Source organism: Prevotella melaninogenica (assembly GCF_018127925.1).
Taxonomy (GTDB): domain Bacteria; phylum Bacteroidota; class Bacteroidia; order Bacteroidales; family Bacteroidaceae; genus Prevotella; species Prevotella melaninogenica_C.
This window is the reverse complement of sequence record NZ_CP072347.1, coordinates 1,105,047-1,129,026: the sequence shown is the minus strand read 5'-3', so window position 1 is coordinate 1,129,026 and position 23,980 is coordinate 1,105,047. Positions and strand designations below refer to the sequence as shown.

Sequence of the window (23,980 nt, the reverse complement as noted above, 5' to 3'; positions counted from 1 at the left end):
TTGTGGCGCAAAGGTATAATTTTTATTTGAACCTTACAAGATTTCTCTTATCTTTTTTTGATATTATTCTGTGGATGAATAGGATATAATAGGGTTCTTCCGTTAAATGTGTGGACACTTTTCGTATTGCTTTAATGGAAGAACCATAGCCATTCATTAAATAAAAATTTGGCTAAGATAGTCAACATTCTATCCTATTATCATCCTCTGACATTGAAAATCATTTCTTTTTAGACTTCGAAAATATGCAGATAAAAGTTTGAAAAATAATTACATAATTTCAAAGAAAACATCTATAACTAACGGCAAAAACATATATAAGAGGCAGGTTTGCAATCAACAGAGAATCAGGTAGTTATCAAGTAGTAAAATAAAAGGTGCTTAATTGGACTTCAAAAGGGCGTTAGTAAGGGTCTTAAAGGGCACCTTTTGCAAGCCAATTAGGCATCTTTTAGAAGTCAAAAGAGCATATATTGGTTTTGAAGTGCATAAAAATAGTTTACAAACTTTAATTAATAAGGGAATACGTTGTTTGTAGAAGACAGATAGACATCGTATCTAATTATGTTTAGTATGAGTTGATCCGTAGTGTCTGTATGTCAAATAATTAATATCGTAACATTCATGGGTAATAAGATTCCCAACCTTTAGAAATCAGTTTTCTAAGGGTTGGGAATAATTGAGTTTATCGTGAACGAAACTAAGTTTTGTACTTATGACGTTTATTTATGATGTTTATAATGTTTATTGATGCTGTTCACGCAGAAGATCGTTGACAGTCTTTACTGGGTTGAAAGTGCCGAGTGGTACTTCTACAAAGACTGTATTCCAATCGCTCATAGCACCATTCCACAAGCCCGGAAGTTCCAATGCCTTAAGCTCACGACCATTCTTTGACTTTGAACTGATGAAGCCTGTTGACTTATCTACATACTTTGTCAAGTCAAAAGCATTGCCTTTGTAATCTTTGATAGCGCAAACAAGATCAACAGGATTGAAGTGTGTACCTTCTGTAAACATCTTCATAGATGCTTCGTTGTTCTTGTCAATCTGAGAACTCTCAAGAATTTGAAGGCTGACAGTACCATCTTGATTATAAGCAAGGAACGGACCGCCACCTGGTTCACCAACGTTCTTTACCATACCGCATACACGCATTGGACGATTTAACTTCTTATATAAGTATTCTGCCAGTGCTGTATCATTCAAAGAAGCCACATCATGCTTCTCACAAGGGAGGTCATTCTGTAAGAATTCAAGTATCTCTTCGAGTTCTGAATGTGTGCAATTACCTTCCTCCAGTTTGTGAAGATAAGCAAAAGCACGCTCTTGTAAGGTTACAAGTTTACCTGCAATAATCATCTTCCAACTGATGGTTTCTTCCTTCAAGCGGTCTGGTACCACATTATCTATATTCTTAATGAATACGATCTCAGCATCCAAATCATTTAAATTCTCTATCAATGCGCCATGACCGGCTGGACGGAACAATAATGAGTTGTCCTCATTACGGAAAGGAGTATTGTCAAGATTTACAGCAATTGTATCTGTACTTGGCTTCTGTTCAGAAAAAGAAATATCAAAGTTTACACCGAATTTACCTTCAAATTTAGCTTGCTTGTCAGCTACCCTTTGTTTGAAGAAGGCTAAGTGTTCGTGTGATACGGTGAAATGTACGTGTGCTTGCTTGTTACTTTCCGCATACCGAGCAGCTTCAACCAAATGTTCTTCCATTGGAGTACGTGCTCCATCGTTATAAGAATGGAACAACAGTAACCCCTTAGGTAGCTGTCCGTAATTTAATCCTTCCTTATTTAATAATGTAGCAACGACAGCTTTGTATCGTCCTTCAGCTATCAACGCATCGATAGTCTTACCTTCCAGCTGCTGACATTTGGCTGATAACGCCTCGTAGAACGCAAAGTGGTGAATATTTGAGAAGAACTCCTTTTCAAAATCACTAACTGGTGCCTCGTTATTTCCATTGAGGAATGCAAAAAGGTCTTTGAACATGCGACTGGCTGCACCAGATGCTGGAACAAACTTGACAACTTTATGCCCATGAGTTTGATAATGCTGCCATGCTTTGCAAGCAGCCTCACAAGCATTCTTATCGAGTACCATAACACCTTTCTTTGGTGTTGCAGCACCTTCAAGCTTCAAGTAAGGAAAGCCTCTTTTGAAGTCTTCCAACTGTCTATTTATCTGTTCCTCACTTATTCCTTTGTCATGAATCTGTTTTAGGTCTTCTTTCTTCAACATAATGGTAAGGTATTAAAAAGATTGTATTTTAACTGCAAAAATAACGAATTAAACCGAAAGAAAGGAACTATTTGACACATTTATTTCTAATTATATCGAAATTCTTTGTATCTTTGCCTTTGGAAAATAGAATATATTATGCCTATGGAAGAGAAATTCATTTATACGGATAAGGAAAGAGAATTATCTGAACAGATATTCGAAAGTCTGAAGAAGCCACTTGGGGAAACGTTTTATGAGAATGATCTTCCTAAATTGCGCGAACATTTGGATAAGATAATATCAGAGAATAGCATACAACGCAATGTCTTTGGCTTGAATCCTATTCTTTGTTCACTACAGACAGCTTTCATTGCAGTCAAGGATATCGGTTTAAATCGTGAGTCTGTCATTTCGATTTTGCTCTATCAAAGTGTTCAAGCAGGAATCCTTTCACTTGATGAGATAAGCAAGTTGTATGGTGATGGTGCTTCGAAGATTATCTATGGGCTTATTCGTGTTCAGACACTTTATAAGAAAACGCCAGTTATCGAGAGTGAAAACTTTCGAAACCTTCTGCTGTCTTTCGCAGAAGACATGCGTGTTATCTTAATTATGATAGCTGACCGTGTCAACCTTATGCGGCAGATTCGTGACGTTGAGAATAAGGAAGCGCAACGAAAGGTGTCTGAAGAAGCAAGCTATCTTTATGCTCCTTTGGCACATAAGTTAGGTTTATACCAGCTAAAGAGTGAGTTGGAAGACCTTTCTTTAAAGTATCTTGAGCATGATGCTTACTATCATATAAAAGATAAGTTGAATGCAACCAAGAAGGTACGTGATGCTTATATCAGTAGTTTTATTACTCCTGTTAGTGAGCAACTTAAAGCAGCAGGGCTTAAGTTTCATATTAAAGGTCGCACGAAGTCAATCCATTCTATCTGGCAGAAGATGAAGAAGCAGAAGTGTGGCTTTGAAGGTATTTATGACCTCTTTGCCATTCGTATCATTCTTGATTCACCAGAAGACAAGGAGAAAATGCAGTGTTGGCAGGCATATTCGATAGTGACGGATATGTATCAGCCAAACCCAAAGCGACTCCGCGACTGGCTTTCTGTGCCAAAGTCCAATGGTTATGAATGTTTGCATATCACTGTGCTTGGACCTGATAAGAAATGGGTAGAAGTGCAGATTCGTACAGAACGTATGGATGAGATTGCCGAACATGGACTTGCTGCACACTGGAGATATAAAGGAGTGAAGGCGGAAGGCGGAATGGATAACTGGTTAGCTTCTATTCGTTCTGCCCTTGAAGCTGGTAACAACCTTGAGGTGATGGACGAGTTTAGATCTGACCTTTACGAAAAGGAGATTTATGTCTTTACACCAAAAGGCGACCTTCTAAAGTTTCAAAAAGGTGTGACAGTACTCGATTTTGCTTATCACATCCACTCTAAGATTGGAAATCAATGTGTCGGTGGAAAGATAAATGGAAAGAATGTATCTTTCCGAACCGAGTTACATAGTGGTGATTCTGTAGAGATTCTAACCTCCACGACGCAGAAGCCTAATCGTGATTGGCTGAATATATGTAAGTCATCTCGAGCAAAGGCAAAGATACGTCTTGCGCTAAAAGAGACGCAGGTAAAAGATGGTCTATATGCGAAGGAATTGCTCGAACGTAGGTTTAAGAATAAGAAGATTGAGATAGAAGACTCTACGATGGGTCAACTCATTCGTAAGTTAGGCTTCAAGGAGGTTTCTGAATTCTATAAGCAGATTGCCGATGAGAAGCTTGATCCGAACTATGTCATCGAGGAATATCAGAAGGTTTACAATCATGCACACAACCTCAATCAGACAAAAGAGACTGAGAGTGCAGAGAACTTTGAGTTTGAGAACCCTACGACAGAATATCTGAAGAAGAATGATGATGTCCTTGTCATTGACAAAAATCTCAAAGGTTTAGACTTCTCGCTTGCAAAGTGTTGTCACCCTATCTATGGAGATCCCGTCTTTGGTTTTGTGACAGTCAGTGGAGGAATAAAGATTCACCGCGATGATTGTCCCAATGCACCTGAGATGCGCAAGCGTTTTGGCTATCGAGTTGTTAAGGCACGTTGGAGTGGCAAGGGTACATCCCAGTATGCTATTACACTGCGTGTCATAGGTAATGACGACATCGGTATTGTGAGCAACATTTCAAATATCATCTCAAAAGATGAGAAGATAGTGATGCGCTCTATCAATATTGATTCGAATGATGGTCTTTTCTCTGGTAACCTCGTTGTTCTTCTTGATGATAATTCCAAGTTGAATATGCTCATCAAGAAACTCAGAACAGTGAAGGGCGTTAAGGAAGTAATGAGAATATAAAATAATCTAATAAACTTTGCCCCCATTCTCTACCCTATTTTAAAGGTGAGAATGGGGGTTTTTTTATTAATGTTATTATCAAATCTTGCTAAAGAAAAAAGGTTCTTCCGAAATATGCAGTGATAAACTAAACGTCTTATATAATAGGCACACGGAGTCACGGAGGGGACGGAGGTAACGCAATGTTACGGAGGTGCCGACGGCACAAAGAGCGACGGAGGTGTAGCTTACAGATTTTTGATAACTATTTTGAGGTAAACGCTTGTAGATAAATTGCTAATAGAATTTGCAAGCAAGCTCCGTCACTCTATGCACCGACGGTGCCTCCGTGCCTTCCATTGCTTTGTTTTAATAATCCTCCGTCCTCTCCGTGCCTCCGTGTGACATTGCTTCAAACTCTAAACACAAGTGGCAAACCTTATCACTTTAAAATCCTGAAGATTCAGAAAAATATGTGTTGGTGTGAAATATATTTACAAGTTTAAGGCTATAAAAAGCTATTTGTAAGTATGAAAATAGAGTTTTGGGCGGGTGTTGTAACTCTTTAGTTATCAACTTGTTGCAAAGTGGTAAATTAAAAGGTGCTTAATTGGACTTCAAAAGGGCGTTAGTAAGACCTCAAAAGGGCACCTTTTAGAAGCCAATAGATGCTTAATTGAAGTGCTATTAAGCATCTATTGATTTTTAAGGGTATGATTTTTTATTACAAAACGATTTTACTTGTCCATCGTATTTATGCGCTCAATGCGTTTTGCCATAGCTTGTGATTTTGGACTCAGTTTACCTTTAAGATACTTCTCCATTATCAATCCTGCTATAGGGGCAGCTACATCGGCACCAAATCCACCATGTTCAATATAAACAGAGATTGCAATCTTGGGTTCATTCATCGGTGCGAAACCAATGAAAATAGAATGGTCCTTACCAGCGTTTTCGGCTGTTCCTGTCTTTCCACAAACTGGATAGGTTGTTCCGTTTAGTACGGTCGCTGTACCCTTTGTTACTGCTAAGCGCATACCTTTAATGACATCCGCATAAATGTAAGAAGGAACCTTTGTCTGACGTGGCGTGAGGAAGCGTGAAGGGAGGGGTGCCCAGTCTACGCTTTTATGAATATGTGGTGTAAAGAAGTAGCCACGATTTGCAATCGTTACGGCTAAATTACAGAGCTGTAAAGGAGTGGCTGTGATGTCACCCTGTCCCATTCCTGCCCACATAATTGTTTTTGGCTCCCAATTATTCTTATAACGGCGTGAGAGATAGTTCACATTGGCAACCAATCCGCCCTTTTCGCCAGTCATGTCAATACCTAATGGACCACCAAGTCCCATACTAACAATGTATTCCCACCAAGTTGTAACAGCCTTCTCCTTAGAGCCATACTTCTGTGTATTGTTCAGCATTGATAGGTAGGATTTCAAGAACCAAGTGTTACACGATACAGCCAATGCACCTGCAAGTGCTTCTGGAGAATAATGCGGATGGCATTTAACCTTTATGTTTCCATCTCGAAAACCATCATGACAGGCAATCTTGGTGTCTGGTTTGACGATTCCTTCTGAGAGGAAGACTAACGCTTGCGCTGGCTTAATGGCTGAGCCAGGAGGATAAGCAGTTGCAATGGCAAGGGCATCATTAGGACCTGTAGGTGAATTTGTTACCATACAGAGCACCTCACCCGTAGCTGGATCAATGGCAACGATACTACCCTTCTTACCTTGTATAAGTTCTGTGCCAAGCTCTTGTAGCAGTGGGCGAAATGTTAGCGGTGGATCTTCACGATACTCTTGCGCCTGAACACTATTCGTTGTTACGAATAAGAGTGCAAGTAGTGCAGAGCGAAATGATATAATTGTTTTATTTATAGTTATTTTACGCATACTTATTAAATTCTTGCTTAATATGTTTCTAATCATCAATTATGGGGCTTATAGCTCATAAAGCGATTGATATTTTCTTCTTTCAAAAGCTATAATGTTCTCTCATTCTTTCTTCTTTAAAAGAAAGTTTTAAGTAATCTAAGTTTTTATGGGTTACAAAATTACGAATAAATTATTCGCTTGAAACATACTTTTCTCTGTTTATATTTATTTTGCAACAATCCCAAATAATTGTAAATTACTATAGACGGATAGCTGCAAGAGATGTTCCTGACATGAAGCGATCAAGGTCTACGTGACCACGAATACCACGTACTTTACCACGATCGGAGAACTGCCAGATGTTATGTCGGCCTACTCCCTTGATAGATGGACGCACTGAACTATATCTACCCAAGAAAAGGAAGTACTTATTGAAACGAGGGCTAAGATGAGAATTATAGAAACTTACATGAGAATAAATTAGTGGTTTCTTACCATACTTCCTCTCTATTAATTTCGCAAATAAGGCAACGCTGTCTTGTACTTGTTTCTTGCTCCAGCGTCTTACACCATCATGTTCTATGTCAATCATTGGAATCAAATCCTGTTTATGTTCTCGCATAGCTTTCTGGAAATTGCGAAACTGAGACCTAACGGAGGTTGAGCATGAAAGATAGTGGTAAGAACCGCAACGTAAACCTTGACGGCGTGCCGCCTTAATGTTCTGTTCGTAGTTTTTATCCTTAATGCTTGTTCCTTGTGTTGCTTTGATGTATACAAATTTAATTTGTTTGTCTTTTGCCACTTCTTTCCAGTCGATTTGTCCCTGATGATGCGATACGTCAATGCCATCATACTGACGTTTGGTGTTTTTTGAAGACTTATGAGAAGATCTTGTTGCAGAAGCGATTACACAAATGGCAGATAGGAATAAGATGTTAATGGTACGTGGAAATATAGTTGATTTCATCATTTAAATATTTGAAGCATTCTGAATAAGATTCTTTTTGAATCTAAATTATCCTGTAATGATGCTTAAAAAGCACTGCAAAATTAGTATATTTTTCTTGAACAAACTCATAAAAATCCGATAATAATCATTATCTTTGCAACGTAATTACATCTCGATACAGTATCAATGAGTAAACAAGACATCACTCAGCAACTTATACAGACCGTTGAAGAACTTTCTGAACCGGAAGCGTTGCAGGGTATTTGCCATGAGCATCGTGATGGAGACCCATTGCCATCAGCTAAAGAATTGGAAGAGATTATTGAACTTTCACGTTCTATTCTCTTTCCTGGTTTTTATGGGCGTTCGTCTGTTAACTTTGAAACGATAAAATACCAAATCGGTGTAAATGTAGAACAACTGCATAAACTGCTATGTCGGCAGGTTATGGCTGGTTTATGTTTTAATGAAGACTGTCATTGTCCGAATGCTGCTGATACGCGTCGTTGTATGCAGGAAGAGGCTGATAAGATAGCTGGACGTATCATCGGAAAGTTCCCTACCTTGCGTAAAATACTTTCAACAGACATACAAGCTGCCTTTGATGGTGACCCTGCAGCTGCTAATTTGGGAGAAGTAATTTCATGTTATCCAGCTATTAAGGCTGTTATTAACTATCGTTTGGCACATGAATTAGTTTTAGAGAATGTGCCTCTTATTCCACGCATGATTACAGAAATGGCGCACTCAGAGACTGGTATTGATATTCATCCAGCTGCGACCATTGGTACACATTTTACCATTGATCATGGTACTGGTGTGGTGATTGGTGCAACCTGTATTATAGGTAATCATGTAAAACTCTACCAAGGTGTGACTTTAGGGGCAAAGAGCTTCCCACTTGACAAAGATGGTAAGCCTATTAAGGGAATTGCTCGTCACCCGATTCTAAAGGATGATGTTGTCGTCTATGCCAATGCAACTATCCTCGGCCGTATCACTATAGGGAAAGGCTGTATCATTGGAGCCAATGTGTGGGTTACGCGAGATATGCGTCCACGAACCAAGAAGTATAAACAGAATAAAACAGATATCTTAGATATTGACTTTGAATATGGCGGAGGAATATAAAGGGTCTACCCTATTCTCACCTCGAAAGGGAAAAGGGGAGCACTTGATAAGCAACCAATAGGTTATTCTTATTGAAGTTATCAGACAATGTTTTCCGCTAATTTAATTTTAACATCGTATATAAAAATATTTATCACATAAATGCAAGAATTTGAACTCATCGCCAAAACCTTCATGGGTTTGGAGCAAGTATTAGCAAAAGAGCTGACACAGTTAGGTGCCAATAACGTACAAATAGGACGCCGAATGGTGTCATTTACGGGTGACAAGGAAATGATGTATCGTGCAAATTTCCAGTTACACACAGCTATTCGTATCCTTAAACCTATCGCACATTTCAAGGCGAAGAGTGCTGAAGATATGTATGAGGAGATAATGAAGATAGACTGGAGTAAGTATATCCTCCCTGGAAAGACTTTCTCTGTAGACTCTGTCGTTTATTCTGAAGAGTTTACTAACTCACGCTTCGTTACATACAAAGTTAAAGATGCTATTGTAGACCAGTTCCGTGAGCTTACTGGTACTCGTCCAAATATCTCTGTCAGCAATCCTGATATTCGTTTGAACATCCACGTGGCAGAGGATAATGCTACCCTATCATTGGACTCAAGTGGTGAGTCTTTGCATCACCGTGGCTATCGTCAAGAGAGTGTTGAGGCACCATTGAATGAAGTTTTGGCTGCAGGTATAATTCTTATGACGGGTTGGAAAGGTGAAACAGACTTTATCGACCCAATGTGTGGTTCTGGTACCTTACCTGTTGAGGCTGCTCTTATTGCTCTTAATATTTCTCCAGGTGTGTTCCGTAAAGAATTTGCTTTTGAGAAGTGGCCTGATTTTGACCAAGAATTGTTCGATACGATATATAATGATGATTCACAAGAACGTGAGTTTACACATCATATCTATGGCTATGACACAGAGATGAAGGCTGTCAATACGGCTCGTATGAATGTTGCCGCAGCTGGTTTGTCAAGATATGTAACCATCGAACAGCAGGACTTCAAAGACTTCACTCAGCCAAAGGAGAAGAGCATGATTGTGATGAATCCTCCATATGGTGAGCGTATCTCTACACCTAATTTGCTCGGCACCTATAAGATGATTGGTGAACGTTTGAAGCATCAGTTCATGGGTAATGAGGCTTGGATTCTGTCTTATCGTGAGGAATGTTTCCGTCAGATTGGATTGAAACCAAGTATTAAGATTCCTGTTTACAATGGCTCATTGGAGTGTGAATTCCGTCGTTACCAGATGTTTGATGGTAAGATGAGTGACTTCCGACACGAAGGTGGTGTCGTAAAGACCGAAGATGAGAAGCGTGAGATGGCACAGAAGCATCGCTTCAAGAAGGAGCGTGAGTTTAAGAAACGTCTTGATGAAAATGAGGAGAATACTGAAGCTGATATTCGTTCATTCACCTTCCATAGCTTAGAACGTAATAAATTCAGTGGTGGTAAGTTCCGTGAAGACCGTGAGCGTCGCCCTCGTTTCGATCGTGATGTGGAAGACCGCAAACGTTCTTTTAGAAGAGGAGACGACGACCGTAAGCGTTCATTCCGACGTGATGACGATCGCAAGCGTTCGTTCAGTCGTGATGATGACCGTAAGTTTGGCGGCAAACGATTTGATAAATCTAACAAGCACGGAGGATTCCGTGGTAAAAACACGTATAATCATGAAGATTAAATCATTTATTAGTCTTGTCGGGCTTTGTGCTTTCACAGGACTTTTAAGTCCTACTGAAAGTATGGCACAAAAGCAGTTCACCCTTGAGGATTTGAACTTTGGCGGTAAAAACTTCTACAACATGCGCCCTGAAGCACGTTATCTTACGTGGTGGGGAGGAAAGTTGGTACGCCAAGACCTTAACAATTGTTCGTTAGTTGACTTAGTGACTGGTAAGGAGACACCGCTCTTCTCATTAGATGACATCAATAAATGGGCAGGTTTATCAGCTTCGGATGAGGTTGTGCGTCATCTCTATGGTGCTGAATTCCCTTATGCTGATCGCCCTATTGTGAAGGTTCAGAATGGTAATGAGGACTTATATGTAGACTTCAAAACACACAAACTTGAGCAGCGTTTGAATCGACCAGCTGGTCTTCAAGCACGTGATTGGAATAAGGTATCTGGTGCAACTGCACTGGTAAAGGACCATCAGTTATATGTTACAGATGCGAAAGGTACAGAGCGTCAGTTAACAACAGACGGTTCAAGAGATATCGTATATGGTCAAAGTGTACATCGTGATGAGTTTGGAATTAATGGTGGTCTCTACTGGAGTCCAAAGGGAAATCGTTTAGCTTTCTATCGTATGGACCAGAGTATGGTTGCTGACTATCCTCTCGTTGATGTTCCAGAGTTAGACTGGAAACCTGCTAAGGGTGAGTCACATGCTGCTAAGGTTGACCTTATTAAGTATCCTATGGTGGGTGAAACATCTCATAAGGTAACTGTAGGTGTGTATGACCTTACAACCGACAAGACCGTATATCTTCAAGCTGGTGACCCAACCGACCGTTATTTTACGAACATCTCATGGAGTCCTGATGAGAAAACAGTTTATATGTTTGAACTTAATCGTGACCAGAATGATTGCCGTTTAGTTTCTTATGATGCTGCTACAGGTGCTAAGCTGAAAGAACTTTATCGTGAGACGGACGCAAAATTTGTTGAGCCATGTCATCCAATTCAGTTCTTACCATGGAACGACAATGAGTTTATCTTGCAGAGTCAGAAGGATGGTTATAATCATCTTTACCTCTTTAATAAGGATGGTCGACAGCTTAAGCAGATCACAAGTGGTAAGTGGGTTGTACTGGAAGTACTCGGCTTCAATAGCAAACAGAAGAGTATTGTCTACGTTTCTAACGAGTGTAATCCTATTCAACGCAATACTTGGCTTGTGAATATAGCATCTGGAAAGCGCACACTACTTGATAATGGCCGTGGTTATCATTATCCAAAACTGAGTGAAGACGGTAATGCTGTCATGGATAATTACAGTGAACCATCTGTGCCTCGTAAGTATGAAATTATCAGTTTGAATGCTAAGCCACAGCGTCATGATTACTTTGCAGCTGCTAATCCTTGGGAAGGATATACGGTACCAGAATATACAAACGGTTCAATAAAGGCTGCAGATGGTAAGACAGACTTATACTGGCGTATGGTGAAGCCTGTTAACTTCGATCCAAATAAGAAGTATCCTACTGTTATCTATGTTTATGGTGGTCCTCATGCGCATAATGTTGAGGCTTCATGGAACTGGGGTTCACGTGGTTGGGAAACCTACATGGCACAGAAAGGTTATTTACTTTTCATCCTTGATAACCGTGGTAGTGATAATCGTGGTAAGGAGTTTGAGCAAGCAACATTCCGTCATCTTGGTCAAGAAGAGATGAAAGACCAGATGGAAGGTGTTAAGTATTTAAAGTCTCTCCCATATGTTGACCAGAATCGTATAGGTGTTCATGGTTGGTCTTTTGGTGGTTTCATGACGACTTCATTGATTACCAACTATCCTGACGTGTTCAAAGTAGGAGTTGCTGGCGGTCCTGTTATCGATTGGAAGTGGTATGAGGCGATGTATGGTGAGCGTTATATGGATACTCCACAAACTAATCCAGAAGGATATGCACAGACATCACTCCTTACAAAGGCAAAGGATCTTAAAGGTAAACTTCAGATTATTACAGGCTTGAATGACCCAGTTGTAGTTCCTCAGCATTCTTATTCCTTCTTAAAGGCTTGTATTGCTGCTGGTACACAACCCGACTTCTTCGTTTATCCTGGCGAACCTCATAACATGCGTGGACACCAGAGTGTACACTTACATGAGCGTATTACACAGTATTTTGAGGATTATCTGAAGCCAATAAAATAGCGTAACTAATAAGTTAATAATACGCTTGAGCATTGCTTATAATCATATCTAACAATTAAAAAATACCCATGTGCAGCAAGACTGCACTCCCCCTCCTTCATCGGAGGGGACGGGCAAAGCTTTATGAGAATATTACTTTTAGGTAGCGGCGGTCGTGAACACGCCTTGGCATGGAAGATTGCACAGAGTGCAAAGTGTAGTAAACTCTTCATCGCACCAGGTAATGCTGGTACGGGAGCAGTCGGTGAGAACGTTGCAATCGGAGTAAATGACTTCGACAAACTGAAAGATTTCGTTGTCGAAGAGAAGGTTGATATGGTTGTTGTTGGCCCTGAAGACCCATTGGTAAATGGTGTTTATGACTGTTTTAAGGAAGACAGCCGCACAGCTAATATTCCTGTTATTGGTCCTTCAAAAGCTGGTGCTGTACTCGAAGGGTCTAAGGACTTTGCCAAAGCTTTCATGAAGCGTCATAATATTCCGACAGCAGCTTACGAAACATTCGATGGTACTACAATAGAGGAAGGCATGCGTTTCTTGGAGACGCTTAAGGCTCCTTATGTATTGAAAGCTGATGGCTTGGCTGCTGGTAAGGGTGTTCTCATTCTTCCAACGCTTGAAGAAGCTAAGAAGGAACTACGCGAAATGCTTGGTGGTATGTTCGGTAATGCTTCTGCAAAGGTGGTCATTGAGGAGTTCCTTTCTGGTATTGAGTGCTCTGTATTTGTACTTACCGATGGTACTCACTATCAGATATTACCTGAAGCAAAGGACTATAAGCGCATTGGTGAGCATGATACAGGCTTGAACACAGGCGGTATGGGTAGTGTTACTCCTGTTCCATTTGCTACCAAGGAGTGGATGGGAAAGGTAGAAGAGCGCATTATCCGTCCTACTGTTGATGGTTTAAAGGCAGAGGGTATTGATTATAAAGGCTTTATCTTCTTTGGTTTGATTAATGTAGAAGGTGAACCTATGGTTATCGAGTACAATTGTCGTATGGGTGATCCAGAGACTGAGAGTGTCATGTTACGTCTAAAGAGTGACATTGTTGATCTCTTTGAAGGAGTTGCAGAGGGAAACCTCAATCAGCGACAGGTTGAATTTGATTCACGCTCTGCCGTTTGTGTAATGCTTGTCAGCGGTGGTTATCCTGAAGAGTATGTGAAAGGTTATCCAATCACAGGACTTGATAAGGTTGAAGATTCTGTAGTTTTCCATAGCGGTACAGCTGTGAAGGAAGGTCAGGTCGTTACTGCTGGTGGTCGTGTAATTGCAGTGTCTTCTTATGGTGAGAATAAAGAAGAAGCACTAAAGAAGAGTTTTGCGGAAGCTCAGAAGATTGAATTTACGGATAAATATTTTAGAAGAGATATAGGACAAGACCTATAGTCTTAGCCCTTTGAAAGTAAGGAGATAGCTTTTAAGTTGTTTATAACTTAGCAACTTCTCATGGCTATCTCCACATATTATCTATTATGCAACAAAAACGCATTCAAAATCGAATAGCAGAAAGCCGCTGGACACAAGCATATGTTGTCTCAGCGGCTGCTCTTGTATGGGTTATTGCGGGGATATATAACCCTTCAGTAATAGTACCAGGTATATGCCTTTTGCTGTCTACTTATCTTATGATGGAGCTGAATAATGCCAATGCGCTTATTCGTATCTATAGTAGAATGGTGTCATGTTCGTTTATAGTTTTTGCGACTATGGCTGTCTTCATGTTCCCATCTATCCAATCAGCCATCATCATGTTAGGCTTTGTAGGGTTCTATACCTTTGCTTTTCGTTGCTATCAAAACATACATGCGCCTGGTTGGACATTCTATGCATTCTTCTGTATAGGTATGGCAAGTATTGTTTGGGTACAAACTCTTTTCTTCCTACCAGTACTCTGGGTTATTATGCGTACCAATATTCTCTCGATGAGTCCACGCAATTTTGTTGCCTCTCTTCTCGGTATAATCCTTCCTTATTGGTTCTATGCAGGATACTTAGTGGTCAAAGGAGACATTACAATACTCATCAATCATTTCACTAAGATTGCTGTTTTTGGCGAACCATTCAACTTAAAGTTTCTGAACTTTAGTCAAGTATTGACTTTATCATTTGTGTTAGTATGCGCTGTGATTGGTATTGTTCATTTTATGAATCAAAAGCGTAATGACAATATTAGAACCCGTTTGTTCTATCAGATTTTCGTAACAATAGATCTTTTAGCAATCGTCTTCTTCTTTCTGCAACCTCAGCATTATGAAGCATTACTGAGCGTAATGATTGTTACTACAGCTCCGCTCATAGCCCATTTCTTTGCACTAACACGCACAAGGATAACCAATTGGATGTTTATCATTCTTTCTTATTCAGCTATCATCATCACCCTATTCAACTTATGGAATCTCTTACACAATTACTTGTAGATTATGGTTATTGGGGAATGTTCCTATCAGCATTCCTTGCAGGAAGTTTCTTACCTTTTAGTAGTGAAGCAGTAATGCTTGGCTTGCTTGCAGCTGGCGTAGATCCTGTTCTTTTACTTGTCTATGGTAGTATAGGTAACGTTTTGGGAGGAATGTTAAATTATGGTCTTGGCAGGTTAGGTAAACTGGAGTGGCTTGAACGATATTTCCGAGTGAAAAAAGAATCATTGGATAGAGCTTATCGCTTTATGGGTGGACATGGTGCATGGATGGGATTCTTTGCCTTTCTGCCTATTTTAGGTAGTGCTATCACCATCGTTTTAGGTTTGACACGTGCTAATATTGTTTTGTCTGTATTAAGTATCACGATAGGTAAAGTGCTTCGTTATGCAGTTTTGATTTGGGGTGCAAGCTCTTTCTTTTAGTCTTTTTATCCAAAGGACATATCCATAAGTGATGTTACTCCTCATTGAATATTTGAAATACTTTAGTGTGTACAATATTCTTCTATCAATAACTTGATAGCATCTTAGTAATATATAATAAGGAGTAAAGCTCTCAAGATAATTACTGTTTAGCATCCGCACTATTGGTGTTTAGCATTCGCACCATATGTGCTCAGCACTCGCACCACATGTGCGGAATATCCTCACGTTGATAAAAAGGTGCATAGATGAGTCTATTCAGACATTATGCGATAGATAGGATTTAGCATGTAGGCAGATGTTTATGCGCTTGTATTCTATGGATAAACTATAATCAAGTGGCACAATAGAAAGATCGAAGAACAAGATAAGCATCTTGAAACGACAAAAGGTTGGGTCATAATACTTAAAAGCAAAAAACTTTTTTCGCAAGAAATGGTAATATTCAAATTTTATTTCTATCTTTGCGATTATAACTTTATAAAAAGAATATAACTATGAAATCTGACATCGAAATTGCACGCTCATGTAATATGAAGCCAATAGAGGAAGTAGCAGCTACGATCGGTATTCCAGCTGATGCTTTGGAGCATTATGGTAAGTATATGGCAAAAGTGCCTCTCTCATTGATTAATGAAGATCGAGTAGCTTGCAACCGTCTTGTTCTTGTTAGTTCAATCTCCCCTACCCGCGCTGGTATTGGTAAAACTACAGTTAGTATTGGTTTATCAATGGCACTTAATCGCATTGGTAAGCGTTCGGTTCTCGCTTTACGCGAGCCAAGTCTTGGTCCTTGCTTTGGCATGAAGGGCGGTGCTGCAGGTGGTGGATATGCCCAAGTAGTACCTATGGAGAAGATTAATCTCCATTTTACAGGCGATTTCCATGCTATCACGAGTGCACACAATATGATTGCAGCCTTGCTTGATAATTATATTTATCAGCATCGTAGTGAGGGCTTTACTTTGAAGCAAATTCTCTGGAAGCGCGTCTTGGACGTAAATGATCGTAGCCTTCGCAACATCGTTACTGGTCTGGGTGCTTCTACTGATGGCTTACCAACACAGTCTGGTTTTGATATTACGCCTGCGAGTGAGATTATGGCTGCATTATGTCTTGCTGATAGTGAGCAAGACCTTCGTCGTCGTATTGAGAATATGGTTTTGGGTATCACCTTTGACGACAAACCATTTAGAGTACGCGATCTCGGCGTCGCTGGTGCAATAACAGTTCTGTTGATGGATGCTATCAAGCCTAACCTTGTTCAGACACTTGAGGGGACAGCAGCCTTTGTTCATGGTGGACCATTTGCGAATATCGCCCATGGCTGTAACAGTTTAGTTGCAACCAAGATGGCTATGTCACTGAGTGATTATGCTATTACTGAGGCTGGATTCGGTGCAGACCTTGGTGCAGAGAAATTCTTAGACATTAAGTGTCGTAAGGCTGAAATTCATCCTCGTGTAACTGTTCTTGTTTCAACTTTACGTGGATTGAAGATGCATGGCGGACTTGTTGATGGTGCATCGCATGAACAGGAACGGCAAGCACTTGTGGATGGGTTTGCTAATCTCGACCGTCATGTTGAGAATATGCAACGCTTTGGACAGCCAGTGATTGTCACACTAAACCGATATGGTGATGATACTGAGGAGGAAATTGCTCTTCTCGCTGAGCACTGTAAGGTGTTGGGCGTAGGCTTTGCAGAAAACAATGTGTTCTTGAAAGGTGGCGAAGGTGCTGAGGATTTGGCTCGTCTTGTCGTTGAAACCATTGATAAGCAGGGTGCTAAGGAAATCAAGATGACGTATGCAGATGAGGATAGTATTGAAGAAAAAGTTAATAAGGTAGCCAAGAATATCTATGGTGCACGCTCTGTTATCCTTAAGAAGTCAGCTCAAAACAAACTCGCACGTATCAAGTCTTGGGGAATGGATAGATTCCCTATCTGCATTGCTAAGACACAATTCTCATTCAGTGAAGACCCTAAGCAGGTGGGTGTAGCTAAGAATTTCGACATTACCATTCGTGACTTTGTCATCAATGGAGGCGCTGAGATGATTGTTGTTATTGCTGGTGAGATAATGCGTATGCCTGGCTTACCTAAGATTCCTCAAGCAGAAAAGATTGATATTGTTCGTGGTCAGATTGAAGGTTTGGCTTAACGAGTATCAATATTCTTTTGTTTAATTCTATACTTGTATAGTTTTATAGGATTCCTATACAAACTATACAAGTTTCTTCTTGACACAAGCTATTACTATTACCAGATATAACTTAGGATGTTAACGAAAATAATATGAAGAAAAAGACAATACTACTAATTATCTTTTCAATAATCCTTATAGGTGCAATTATTTGGTGTGTCAATGCACCCTATCGTGAAGTAAATCTAAATGATAACTTAGAAACGATCCAAAAGTCTGAATCTTGTATCTCTGTTCATGAGTTGTATAAAGAGAAAGACTGGGATACGATGATCGTTATTAAGCCTTACGATAAGCGTACTGCCTCTGATGAGAGAATTGATATGGGCTATGCTGGGGACAGAGCTGCCATCCTTGATAATACTTTATTTGACAGTATCTGTACACTTCTCTTTATAAAGGGGAATAAGCTTGTCGCCTTCTCGAGTATTTATCGTAATGTAATCGATTTTAGTTCACTGAGCAAAACAACCTATAAGGCTTCAGATAAAATACGAATTATAAATAAGTTTGCGACAGATTGCTGATTTAACCCTAATCAATCATTAGAGTCTTGACCAATATACTTATTATGGTCTAATGATTGATTTGGGGTTTAATCGGTGCAAACGCTTATTTAGGCATTTTGAAATTATCTACAGAAACACCTTCACGTAGCTGGTTTATGTCTACGTATGTCCATATTCCACGCACTCTCCCACGCTTACTCGACTGCCATATATCATGCTTAGTGTCTGGTAGTTGAGGTGGAAGGTTATAGTTTGCAATGAATAATCGATACCTGTTAAACTCTGGATAAAGGTTCAGATGATAATAAGCTTCATTGGTGTAAATCATCGGAGAATGTCCTGTTCGTCCCTTTATTAATCGGATAAACTCAGCAAGATTCTTCTGAATAATCTCACGTCCCCAACTGCGTGTTCCATCCTTTTCTATGTCAACAAGTAGTAATAAGTCTTGCTGACTAAGGTCAATGTTAGCAAGAAAGTTCTCTACCTGACGTTCCATGGAAGTTCGATAAGTCAAGAAATGATAAGAACCTACTAATAAGCCTCTTTCCTTTGCAGCTTTAAAGTTTCTCTTATAGAATGGGTCAACGATAGAACTACCTTCTGTAGCCTTGATATAGACAAAGCGAAGTTGTGGATTCTCCTCCACTAACTCATCCCAATGTATCTTCCCTTGATGGCGTGAAATGTCAAGACCATCAAAGTCTTTTGAATACGGTCCTTTGGTCATATCGTGGTAAGGCCATTGGTCGCTGACTACAGAGTGGGGCTTTCGCCATGGTTTAAGGTCAATGATAAGAATAACAGTCAGCACCGCTAAAGCAGCACAGACCCACCACCAAATACTATGTTTGTTGCGCATTTGCTTTCTGCGCCTACGTTTACGCTTTATCATCTGTTGTCTTAACTTGTAGAGCTTATATCTGGATTGTTAAGCATATTAGGGGCGATAAGCCTAAAAATATGCATTCTTACGACTTTTAAACATGGCAAAGGTAAACATTCTTTTTCAATACTACAAATTGCGTATATCGTAAAAAGGATATGATTTCATCGATCATATGCAAGTTAAAGTAATTGTTTAACCAATCTAACATTCATCTCTAACTTTATTAATTAAATGTTAAAGTATTGTGTATCAGGAATATTTTTTGTAACTTTGTAGCGTTAATATGAAACTGAGGCGTGGTGGTAACTCATTCTCACATAGGAACACGCCGTAGAGAGTAGTTCTATTGACTTACTCTTCCAAGGTTTCGGAAAGTTTTTAATGATGAGAATTTTAAAAGTAGTAAGTATTTGTTTCTTAATGATTTTTGCTTCACATGTTGAAGTGTCAGCCCAAAAAAATGGCTTTGATTGGGAACCAGTAATGAATGCAATCATCCAGATTGAAAGCAAGGGTAATCCTGCAGCTGTAAATGGTCCTTATGTTGGTGTACTGCAGATTTCCCCAGTTTTGGTAAAGGAGTGCAACAACATCCTTAAAAGTACTGGTAGCAACAATCGTTATTCGCTTTCGGATCGCTTTAATGCTGCAAAGTCTAAGGAAATGTTTATTATCATTCAGAGTTTCCACAATCCATTGAACAGTATTGAAAGAGCTATTCGCTTATGGAGCGGAGGTATTCGATATAATGTGGCTAAGACACAAGCTTATTTACGCAAGGTAATGCGTCACATGAACTAATAAGCGCAATTATTATTTAAGAATCCTCTTATTTAAAAGTCCGGCTATCCTTTCCTTTGGAACAGATAACCGGACTTTTCCTTTCTTTTCTCTTTCTTTTTTCTTACTTTTGCAGTAGGAATACATCAGATTATTATTTCGTATTCTGATGAGTTTGACGTGTTATACAAGTATTTATATGAAGACAAAGCTATTATTTTATCTTTTCCTTTCAGTTACTACCCTATCAATGCATGCTCAAAATGTTACGTATCACGGCTCAAAACACTATAACGTAAGAGTGAATCAATTTAAACAAGAAGGCTCTTTGCCGGATAATGCGATAGTTATGTTGGGCGATAGTCATTCTGAATATGGGAAAGACTGGAATCGTTTTTTCCCAAATGTGAAAACGATTATCAATAGAGGGATTATTGGAGATGATAGTCGTGGAATCTCTAAACGCTTAAATCAGATTCTGCCTTATAATCCCAGTAAGATTTTCTTTGAGTGCGGAACAAATGATTTAAGTCATGGTTGGACGGTTGATCGTATCTTTCAGGGAGTTGTTAATATCATAGAGACAATTCGAGCAACATGTCCACAAACCAAGCTGTACGTACAAAGTCTTTTACCTTTGAATGAAAAGGTTGGTGTATGGAAACTACTTAAGGGTAAGGATGATATGATTATTCAGTTAAATGAGAAGTTAAAGGGTTACTGTAATGACAATAAACTTGTTTTTATCGACCTCTATCATCCCCTCTTAGGTGTCAATGCTAAGGAAATGCACGCAGACTATTGTCGTGATGGACTGCATCTTTCGAATAAAGGTTATGAAGTTTGGGCAAATATTATCCGCTCTTATATCAATGAATGATGTTAGTGTTCATTTTAGAGGTTTGCTGTTGTTCTTGATGATAAAGCCGAATTTAGTTGTTAATTAGGGATATTCAGAATTTTTCTAACTAATTGTTTGTCAGCATAATATATTATTTGTACCTTTACATAAAATCCCCCGAACGACCCATCACGGGCAGAATCGGGGGAAAACTTAAAATAAATCGTCGTGAAGATACAAAAAATTTCTGATATAACACCAACTTTGCCCTTTACAGAGTTCGATTTTTTACAGAGCTATCGTGAAAGCTTTGCACAAAGCGAACTTGGACGCATTCATTCCCAGCTCCCACTAAAGGAGTTGGCAGCAGAGTATACGAACCTTAGCCATAAGAGCAAGCGAGGCAAAAAGCCTCTTTTCTCGGGTGAAGGAGAAATAGCCCTAATGTTCCTTAAGTCATACACAGGTCTGTCTGACGATGGTCTGATAGAAATGCTTAACGGAAGCATCCACATGCAGATGTTCTGTGGTGTTCTGATAGACCCCTCCTGTCCCATCAAGGATGGAAAGATTGTAAGTGCCATACGCAATCGTCTTGGTCAGTTTCTTGACATAGACAGCTTTCAGGGCATATTGTATGCCAAATGGAAAGACAACCTTAAAGACAAAGACCTGTGCTTGACGGATGCAACCTGTTACGAGAGCTACCTGCGTTTTCCTACGGATATCAAGCTGCTCTGGGAGTGTTGTTATTGGCTTCACACTCTGCTGGTCTCCGAGTGTAAACACCTCTCAGAGCGTATTCCGAGAAGCAAGTATAATAATATTGACAAGGCCAGGCTTGCATACGCTAAGCAGCGCAAGCACACAGCCTCGTCCACGCGCAAGCTCAGGAGAAGACTCCTGAGGCTTCTGTCCAAACTCCTGTCCCAATGGAATCGTCTGCGTAAACAGTACAGTCCTTGCATCTGTCTGTCGGCAGAACAAGAAAAGCGGCTGTCCGCTGTGCGTGAGGTATGCCTCCAACAGTCAGAACTATTCTCCGGCAAGGAAGTCAAGCACCGTATCGTCAGCATCGACCGCCCCTACCTCCGTCCTATTGTCAGAGGCAAGGAAAACAAGCGTGTAGAGTTTGGGGCAAAGGTCAACAACATACAGATAGACGGCATATCATTCATAGAGCACCACAGCTTTGAGGCATTCAACGAGGGTGTCCGTCTTAAGCTATGTATAGAATATCAAGAATCTTTGACGGGAATCAAAGTCAAGCGTGTAGGTGCCGATTCCATATACGCCAACAATGCCAACCGCACTATGTGTACAGAAAAAGGCATAACGACCTGTTTCACTAGAAAAGGTCCAAGACCCAAAGAAGAAGCTGAATGTCTCAAGACAGCGAGAAAGATTATTGGAAACCTCAGAGCTACGGTAATGGAGGGTAGCTTTGGAAATCAAAAGCAACACTATAGCCTTGGACGCATCAAGGCACGCAATATGTTTAGCGAGAGGCTACTACTCTTCTTCGGAATCCATACAGCAAATGCTGCCATTCTTGCCGCAAGGGAGATGGCTCGGAGGGTGAAGAAGGCTGCCTAATAAAACTTAAGGATAATTTTACAAGTCCATAGATAGTATGGAAAGGGCAGGTGTGCTCATATGACTCATTATTTGAGATTTTTGAACAAATAACACAGCATATTCTTTTTCTGGGACCTTCTCCAAGGAAAAGAATGCAGTTTTTGGCTGCCTTGGAGAGCTCTAAGAGGGAATTAACTGAAATTCCCTAAGTAACTGTTGATTTGTCTTTGTCAGAATCGCTATTTGTAAAATAAAATCACATCTTGAAAACTAAAAGATGCTCTTTTGGCTTGCAATTAACGCCTAATTGGCTTCCAAAAGATGCCCTTTTGCGATGTAACTAATCAACGAAAATGAAGAGAAATCGAAGTTGATGTAAACTAATTGATAATGAGGAAGAAACAGAACGATTTGCATAAAAGTGCTCTTTCCAAAAAGGGTAGGAATATGCAGATTTAGGCAAAAGTTCAGTTACCAAAGCATTACCTGATTTTGGGATAGGTAACGATGGAGTAATGTCCGGTAACTGAATTATTTTCGCTCGTGTGGCTGTTGCTGCGGTCGGCAGTTTTCTGCATAAGTGAGGAACGCTTTAATTCGGGTAACTTTGCCCATAAAAATTAAAGCGTATGAAACAAGCGAAAATGAAGGTGTTGCTCTACCTCAAAAAGAGCGGTCTTGACAAGTCGGGCAAGGCTCCCATCATGGGACGTATCACACTTGGAAGGAGTATTGCGCAGTTCAGTTGTAAACTCTCCTGCAATCCTAATTTGTGGAATCCACGAGAGAGTAGGATGGACGGAAAGAGTCGTGAGGCGGTGGAGATAAACAGCAGGTTGGAGAGTTTGCTGTTGTCTGTTCAGTCGGCTTATCAAGCCTTACTTTCCAAAGGTTACCCTTTTGATGCAACCGACGTAAAGGAACTGTTTCAAGGCAGCGTACAGACACGATGTATGCTTATCGAACGATTGGATATTTTCATCAGGGAGAAGAAAGAACATGTTGGAATTGACATTAAGAGAGAAACGATTTCCAATTACCATACTACCCGTAATAATCTTCGTACATTTATCGAAGACAAGTATAAGGTGGAAGATCTGTCTTTCTCGCAACTTACAGAAAATTTCATTTATGATTTTAGGGACTACTACTTGAACAAATTAGGATTTCAGCAAAGTAGTTTCTATGCAGTTGCATCCCAAATAAAGACCATATGCAAGTTGGCATACCGTGAAGGATTGGCTGACACCTTATTATTTGCTAATGTAAAGATAGCAAGAGGTGATAAGAAACTCCCAAAGGCACTTGACAGACGTTCACTTGACAAACTAATGAATACCCACTTCGGAGAGTTGGAGGAAGAAATGGAAACAGCAAGGGATTTGTTTGTTTTTGCCTGTCATACAGGTGCAGCCTATTGTGATTTAATGGGATTAAGTAAGACACATCTTGTCCGTGATGATGAGGAAAATCTTTGGATGAAGTTCAATAGGCAGAAGACAGGTGTACTTTGCCGTATTAAGTTGTTGCCCGAAGCGATTAGGATAATAGAGAAGTATCGAAGCGAAGAAAGGGAAACGCTGCTGCCACAGATGAAGTATGCCACCTATCAATCGTATCTTAAAGCATTGCGCCTTAGAGTGGGCATTGCCTTTCCCTTTACCACGCATACGGCAAGGCACACCTTTGCTACGCTCATCACGCTTGAGCAAGGAGTTCCGATTGAAACTGTGAGCAAGATGCTCGGACATAGCAACGTAAGTATGACCGAGCGTTATGCAAAGGTTACACCCCAAAAACTCTTTGAGGAGTTTAATCGTTTTCTTTCTTTCACGGAGGATATGCAGATGAGTATTTAGCAATAGACATATTAAAAC

At 40.0% G+C, this 23,980-nt stretch carries 17 protein-coding genes; 13 read left to right on the top strand and 4 right to left on the bottom strand.

The window, feature by feature from the left end:
* Positions 1–744: 744 nt before the first annotated feature.
* Positions 745–2,262 carry a DUF4301 family protein gene (locus J4861_RS04250; protein ID WP_211815921.1) on the bottom strand — a complete coding sequence of 506 codons (1,518 nt, stop codon included), beginning with the start codon at positions 2,260–2,262 and terminating at the stop codon, positions 745–747.
* 144 nt (positions 2,263–2,406) lie between these two features.
* Between J4861_RS04250 and J4861_RS04245 the strand changes: the two genes are divergently transcribed.
* Positions 2,407–4,617 carry a RelA/SpoT family protein gene (locus J4861_RS04245; RefSeq protein WP_211815920.1) on the top strand — a complete coding sequence of 737 codons (2,211 nt, stop codon included), beginning with the start codon at positions 2,407–2,409 and terminating at the stop codon, positions 4,615–4,617.
* Between the two features lie 716 nt (positions 4,618–5,333).
* Here J4861_RS04245 and J4861_RS04240 read toward each other — a convergent pair.
* Entirely contained in the window at positions 5,334–6,533 is a 1,200-nt protein-coding gene (locus J4861_RS04240) for a penicillin-binding transpeptidase domain-containing protein (protein ID WP_211815919.1), read from the bottom strand.
* 205 nt (positions 6,534–6,738) lie between these two features.
* Positions 6,739–7,449 (bottom strand): glycoside hydrolase family 25 protein, encoded by a 711-nt coding sequence (locus J4861_RS04235; protein WP_211816643.1) that lies wholly within the window; start codon positions 7,447–7,449, stop codon positions 6,739–6,741.
* A 168-nt stretch (positions 7,450–7,617) separates the two neighbouring features.
* Here J4861_RS04235 and J4861_RS04230 point away from each other — a divergent pair, with 168 nt between their 5' ends.
* From J4861_RS04230 to J4861_RS04195, 8 genes are all read left to right on the top strand, one after another.
* Entirely contained in the window at positions 7,618–8,562 is a 945-nt protein-coding gene (locus J4861_RS04230) for a serine O-acetyltransferase (protein WP_211794488.1), read from the top strand.
* Positions 8,563–8,703: 141 nt separating this feature from the next.
* A complete protein-coding gene (locus tag J4861_RS04225; protein WP_211815918.1) occupies positions 8,704–10,251 on the top strand; it encodes a THUMP domain-containing class I SAM-dependent RNA methyltransferase in 1,548 nt (515 codons plus the stop codon).
* Positions 10,241–12,451, top strand: a complete 2,211-nt coding sequence (locus J4861_RS04220; protein ID WP_211815917.1) for a S9 family peptidase — start codon at positions 10,241–10,243, stop codon at positions 12,449–12,451. Before J4861_RS04225 ends, J4861_RS04220 begins: the two co-directional genes overlap by 11 nt.
* Before the next feature lie 123 nt (positions 12,452–12,574).
* Positions 12,575–13,843 (top strand): phosphoribosylamine--glycine ligase, encoded by a 1,269-nt coding sequence (gene purD / locus J4861_RS04215; RefSeq protein ID WP_211813339.1) that lies wholly within the window; start codon positions 12,575–12,577, stop codon positions 13,841–13,843.
* Between the two features lie 86 nt (positions 13,844–13,929).
* Positions 13,930–14,874 carry a hypothetical protein gene (locus J4861_RS04210; protein ID WP_211815916.1) on the top strand — a complete coding sequence of 315 codons (945 nt, stop codon included), beginning with the start codon at positions 13,930–13,932 and terminating at the stop codon, positions 14,872–14,874.
* Positions 14,847–15,299, top strand: a complete 453-nt coding sequence (locus J4861_RS04205; protein ID WP_004359806.1) for a YqaA family protein — start codon at positions 14,847–14,849, stop codon at positions 15,297–15,299. Before J4861_RS04210 ends, J4861_RS04205 begins: the two co-directional genes overlap by 28 nt.
* Before the next feature lie 497 nt (positions 15,300–15,796).
* The gene (locus tag J4861_RS04200; protein WP_211815915.1) at positions 15,797–17,464 is read left to right on the top strand and encodes a formate--tetrahydrofolate ligase; all 1,668 of its coding nucleotides are present in this window, start codon (positions 15,797–15,799) and stop codon (positions 17,462–17,464) included.
* Positions 17,465–17,598: 134 nt separating this feature from the next.
* Complete coding sequence (locus J4861_RS04195; protein WP_211815914.1) at positions 17,599–18,033, top strand: hypothetical protein; 435 nt, start codon at positions 17,599–17,601, stop codon at positions 18,031–18,033.
* An 85-nt stretch (positions 18,034–18,118) separates the two neighbouring features.
* On the opposite strand, the gene J4861_RS04190 is transcribed toward J4861_RS04195, so the two are convergent.
* On the bottom strand, positions 18,119–18,910 hold the full coding sequence (locus J4861_RS04190) for a glycoside hydrolase family 25 protein (RefSeq protein WP_211815913.1): 792 nt from the start codon (positions 18,908–18,910) through the stop codon (positions 18,119–18,121).
* Positions 18,911–19,285: 375 nt separating this feature from the next.
* On the opposite strand from J4861_RS04190, the gene J4861_RS04185 reads away from it, so the two are divergent.
* The 4 genes from J4861_RS04185 (at position 19,286) to J4861_RS04170 (ending at position 23,962) form a co-directional block, all read left to right on the top strand.
* Positions 19,286–19,705 carry a lysozyme family protein gene (locus J4861_RS04185; protein WP_211815912.1) on the top strand — a complete coding sequence of 140 codons (420 nt, stop codon included), beginning with the start codon at positions 19,286–19,288 and terminating at the stop codon, positions 19,703–19,705.
* A gap of 148 nt (positions 19,706–19,853) precedes the next feature.
* Positions 19,854–20,564: a GDSL-type esterase/lipase family protein gene (locus J4861_RS04180; protein WP_428842156.1), complete on the top strand. Its 711-nt coding sequence runs from the start codon at positions 19,854–19,856 to the stop codon at positions 20,562–20,564.
* A gap of 189 nt (positions 20,565–20,753) precedes the next feature.
* Positions 20,754–22,121 carry a transposase gene (locus J4861_RS04175; RefSeq protein ID WP_211815910.1) on the top strand — a complete coding sequence of 456 codons (1,368 nt, stop codon included), beginning with the start codon at positions 20,754–20,756 and terminating at the stop codon, positions 22,119–22,121.
* A gap of 611 nt (positions 22,122–22,732) precedes the next feature.
* Entirely contained in the window at positions 22,733–23,962 is a 1,230-nt protein-coding gene (locus J4861_RS04170; RefSeq protein ID WP_211815909.1) for a site-specific integrase, read from the top strand.
* The last annotated feature ends 18 nt before the right edge of the window (positions 23,963–23,980 follow it).

Bases quoted from the DNA above. Each gene is read 5' to 3' on its own strand.
- J4861_RS04225 (WP_211815918.1), top strand. From the start codon at position 8,704: ATGCAAGAATTTGAACTCATCGCCAAAACCTTCATGGGTTTGGAGCAA.
- J4861_RS04185 (WP_211815912.1), top strand. From the start codon at position 19,286: ATGATGAGAATTTTAAAAGTAGTAAGTATTTGTTTCTTAATGATTTTT.
- J4861_RS04205 (WP_004359806.1), top strand. From the start codon at position 14,847: ATGGAATCTCTTACACAATTACTTGTAGATTATGGTTATTGGGGAATG.
- J4861_RS04180 (WP_428842156.1), top strand. From the start codon at position 19,854: ATGAGTTTGACGTGTTATACAAGTATTTATATGAAGACAAAGCTATTA.
- J4861_RS04210 (WP_211815916.1), top strand. From the start codon at position 13,930: ATGCAACAAAAACGCATTCAAAATCGAATAGCAGAAAGCCGCTGGACA.
- J4861_RS04190 (WP_211815913.1), bottom strand. From the start codon at position 18,910: ATGATAAAGCGTAAACGTAGGCGCAGAAAGCAAATGCGCAACAAACAT.
- J4861_RS04250 (WP_211815921.1), bottom strand. From the start codon at position 2,262: ATGTTGAAGAAAGAAGACCTAAAACAGATTCATGACAAAGGAATAAGT.
- J4861_RS04170 (WP_211815909.1), top strand. From the start codon at position 22,733: ATGAAACAAGCGAAAATGAAGGTGTTGCTCTACCTCAAAAAGAGCGGT.
- J4861_RS04220 (WP_211815917.1), top strand. From the start codon at position 10,241: ATGAAGATTAAATCATTTATTAGTCTTGTCGGGCTTTGTGCTTTCACA.
- J4861_RS04235 (WP_211816643.1), bottom strand. From the start codon at position 7,449: ATGAAATCAACTATATTTCCACGTACCATTAACATCTTATTCCTATCT.
- J4861_RS04245 (WP_211815920.1), top strand. From the start codon at position 2,407: ATGGAAGAGAAATTCATTTATACGGATAAGGAAAGAGAATTATCTGAA.
- J4861_RS04230 (WP_211794488.1), top strand. From the start codon at position 7,618: ATGAGTAAACAAGACATCACTCAGCAACTTATACAGACCGTTGAAGAA.
- J4861_RS04200 (WP_211815915.1), top strand. From the start codon at position 15,797: ATGAAATCTGACATCGAAATTGCACGCTCATGTAATATGAAGCCAATA.
- J4861_RS04240 (WP_211815919.1), bottom strand. From the start codon at position 6,533: ATGATTAGAAACATATTAAGCAAGAATTTAATAAGTATGCGTAAAATA.
- J4861_RS04195 (WP_211815914.1), top strand. From the start codon at position 17,599: ATGAAGAAAAAGACAATACTACTAATTATCTTTTCAATAATCCTTATA.
- purD (WP_211813339.1), top strand. From the start codon at position 12,575: ATGAGAATATTACTTTTAGGTAGCGGCGGTCGTGAACACGCCTTGGCA.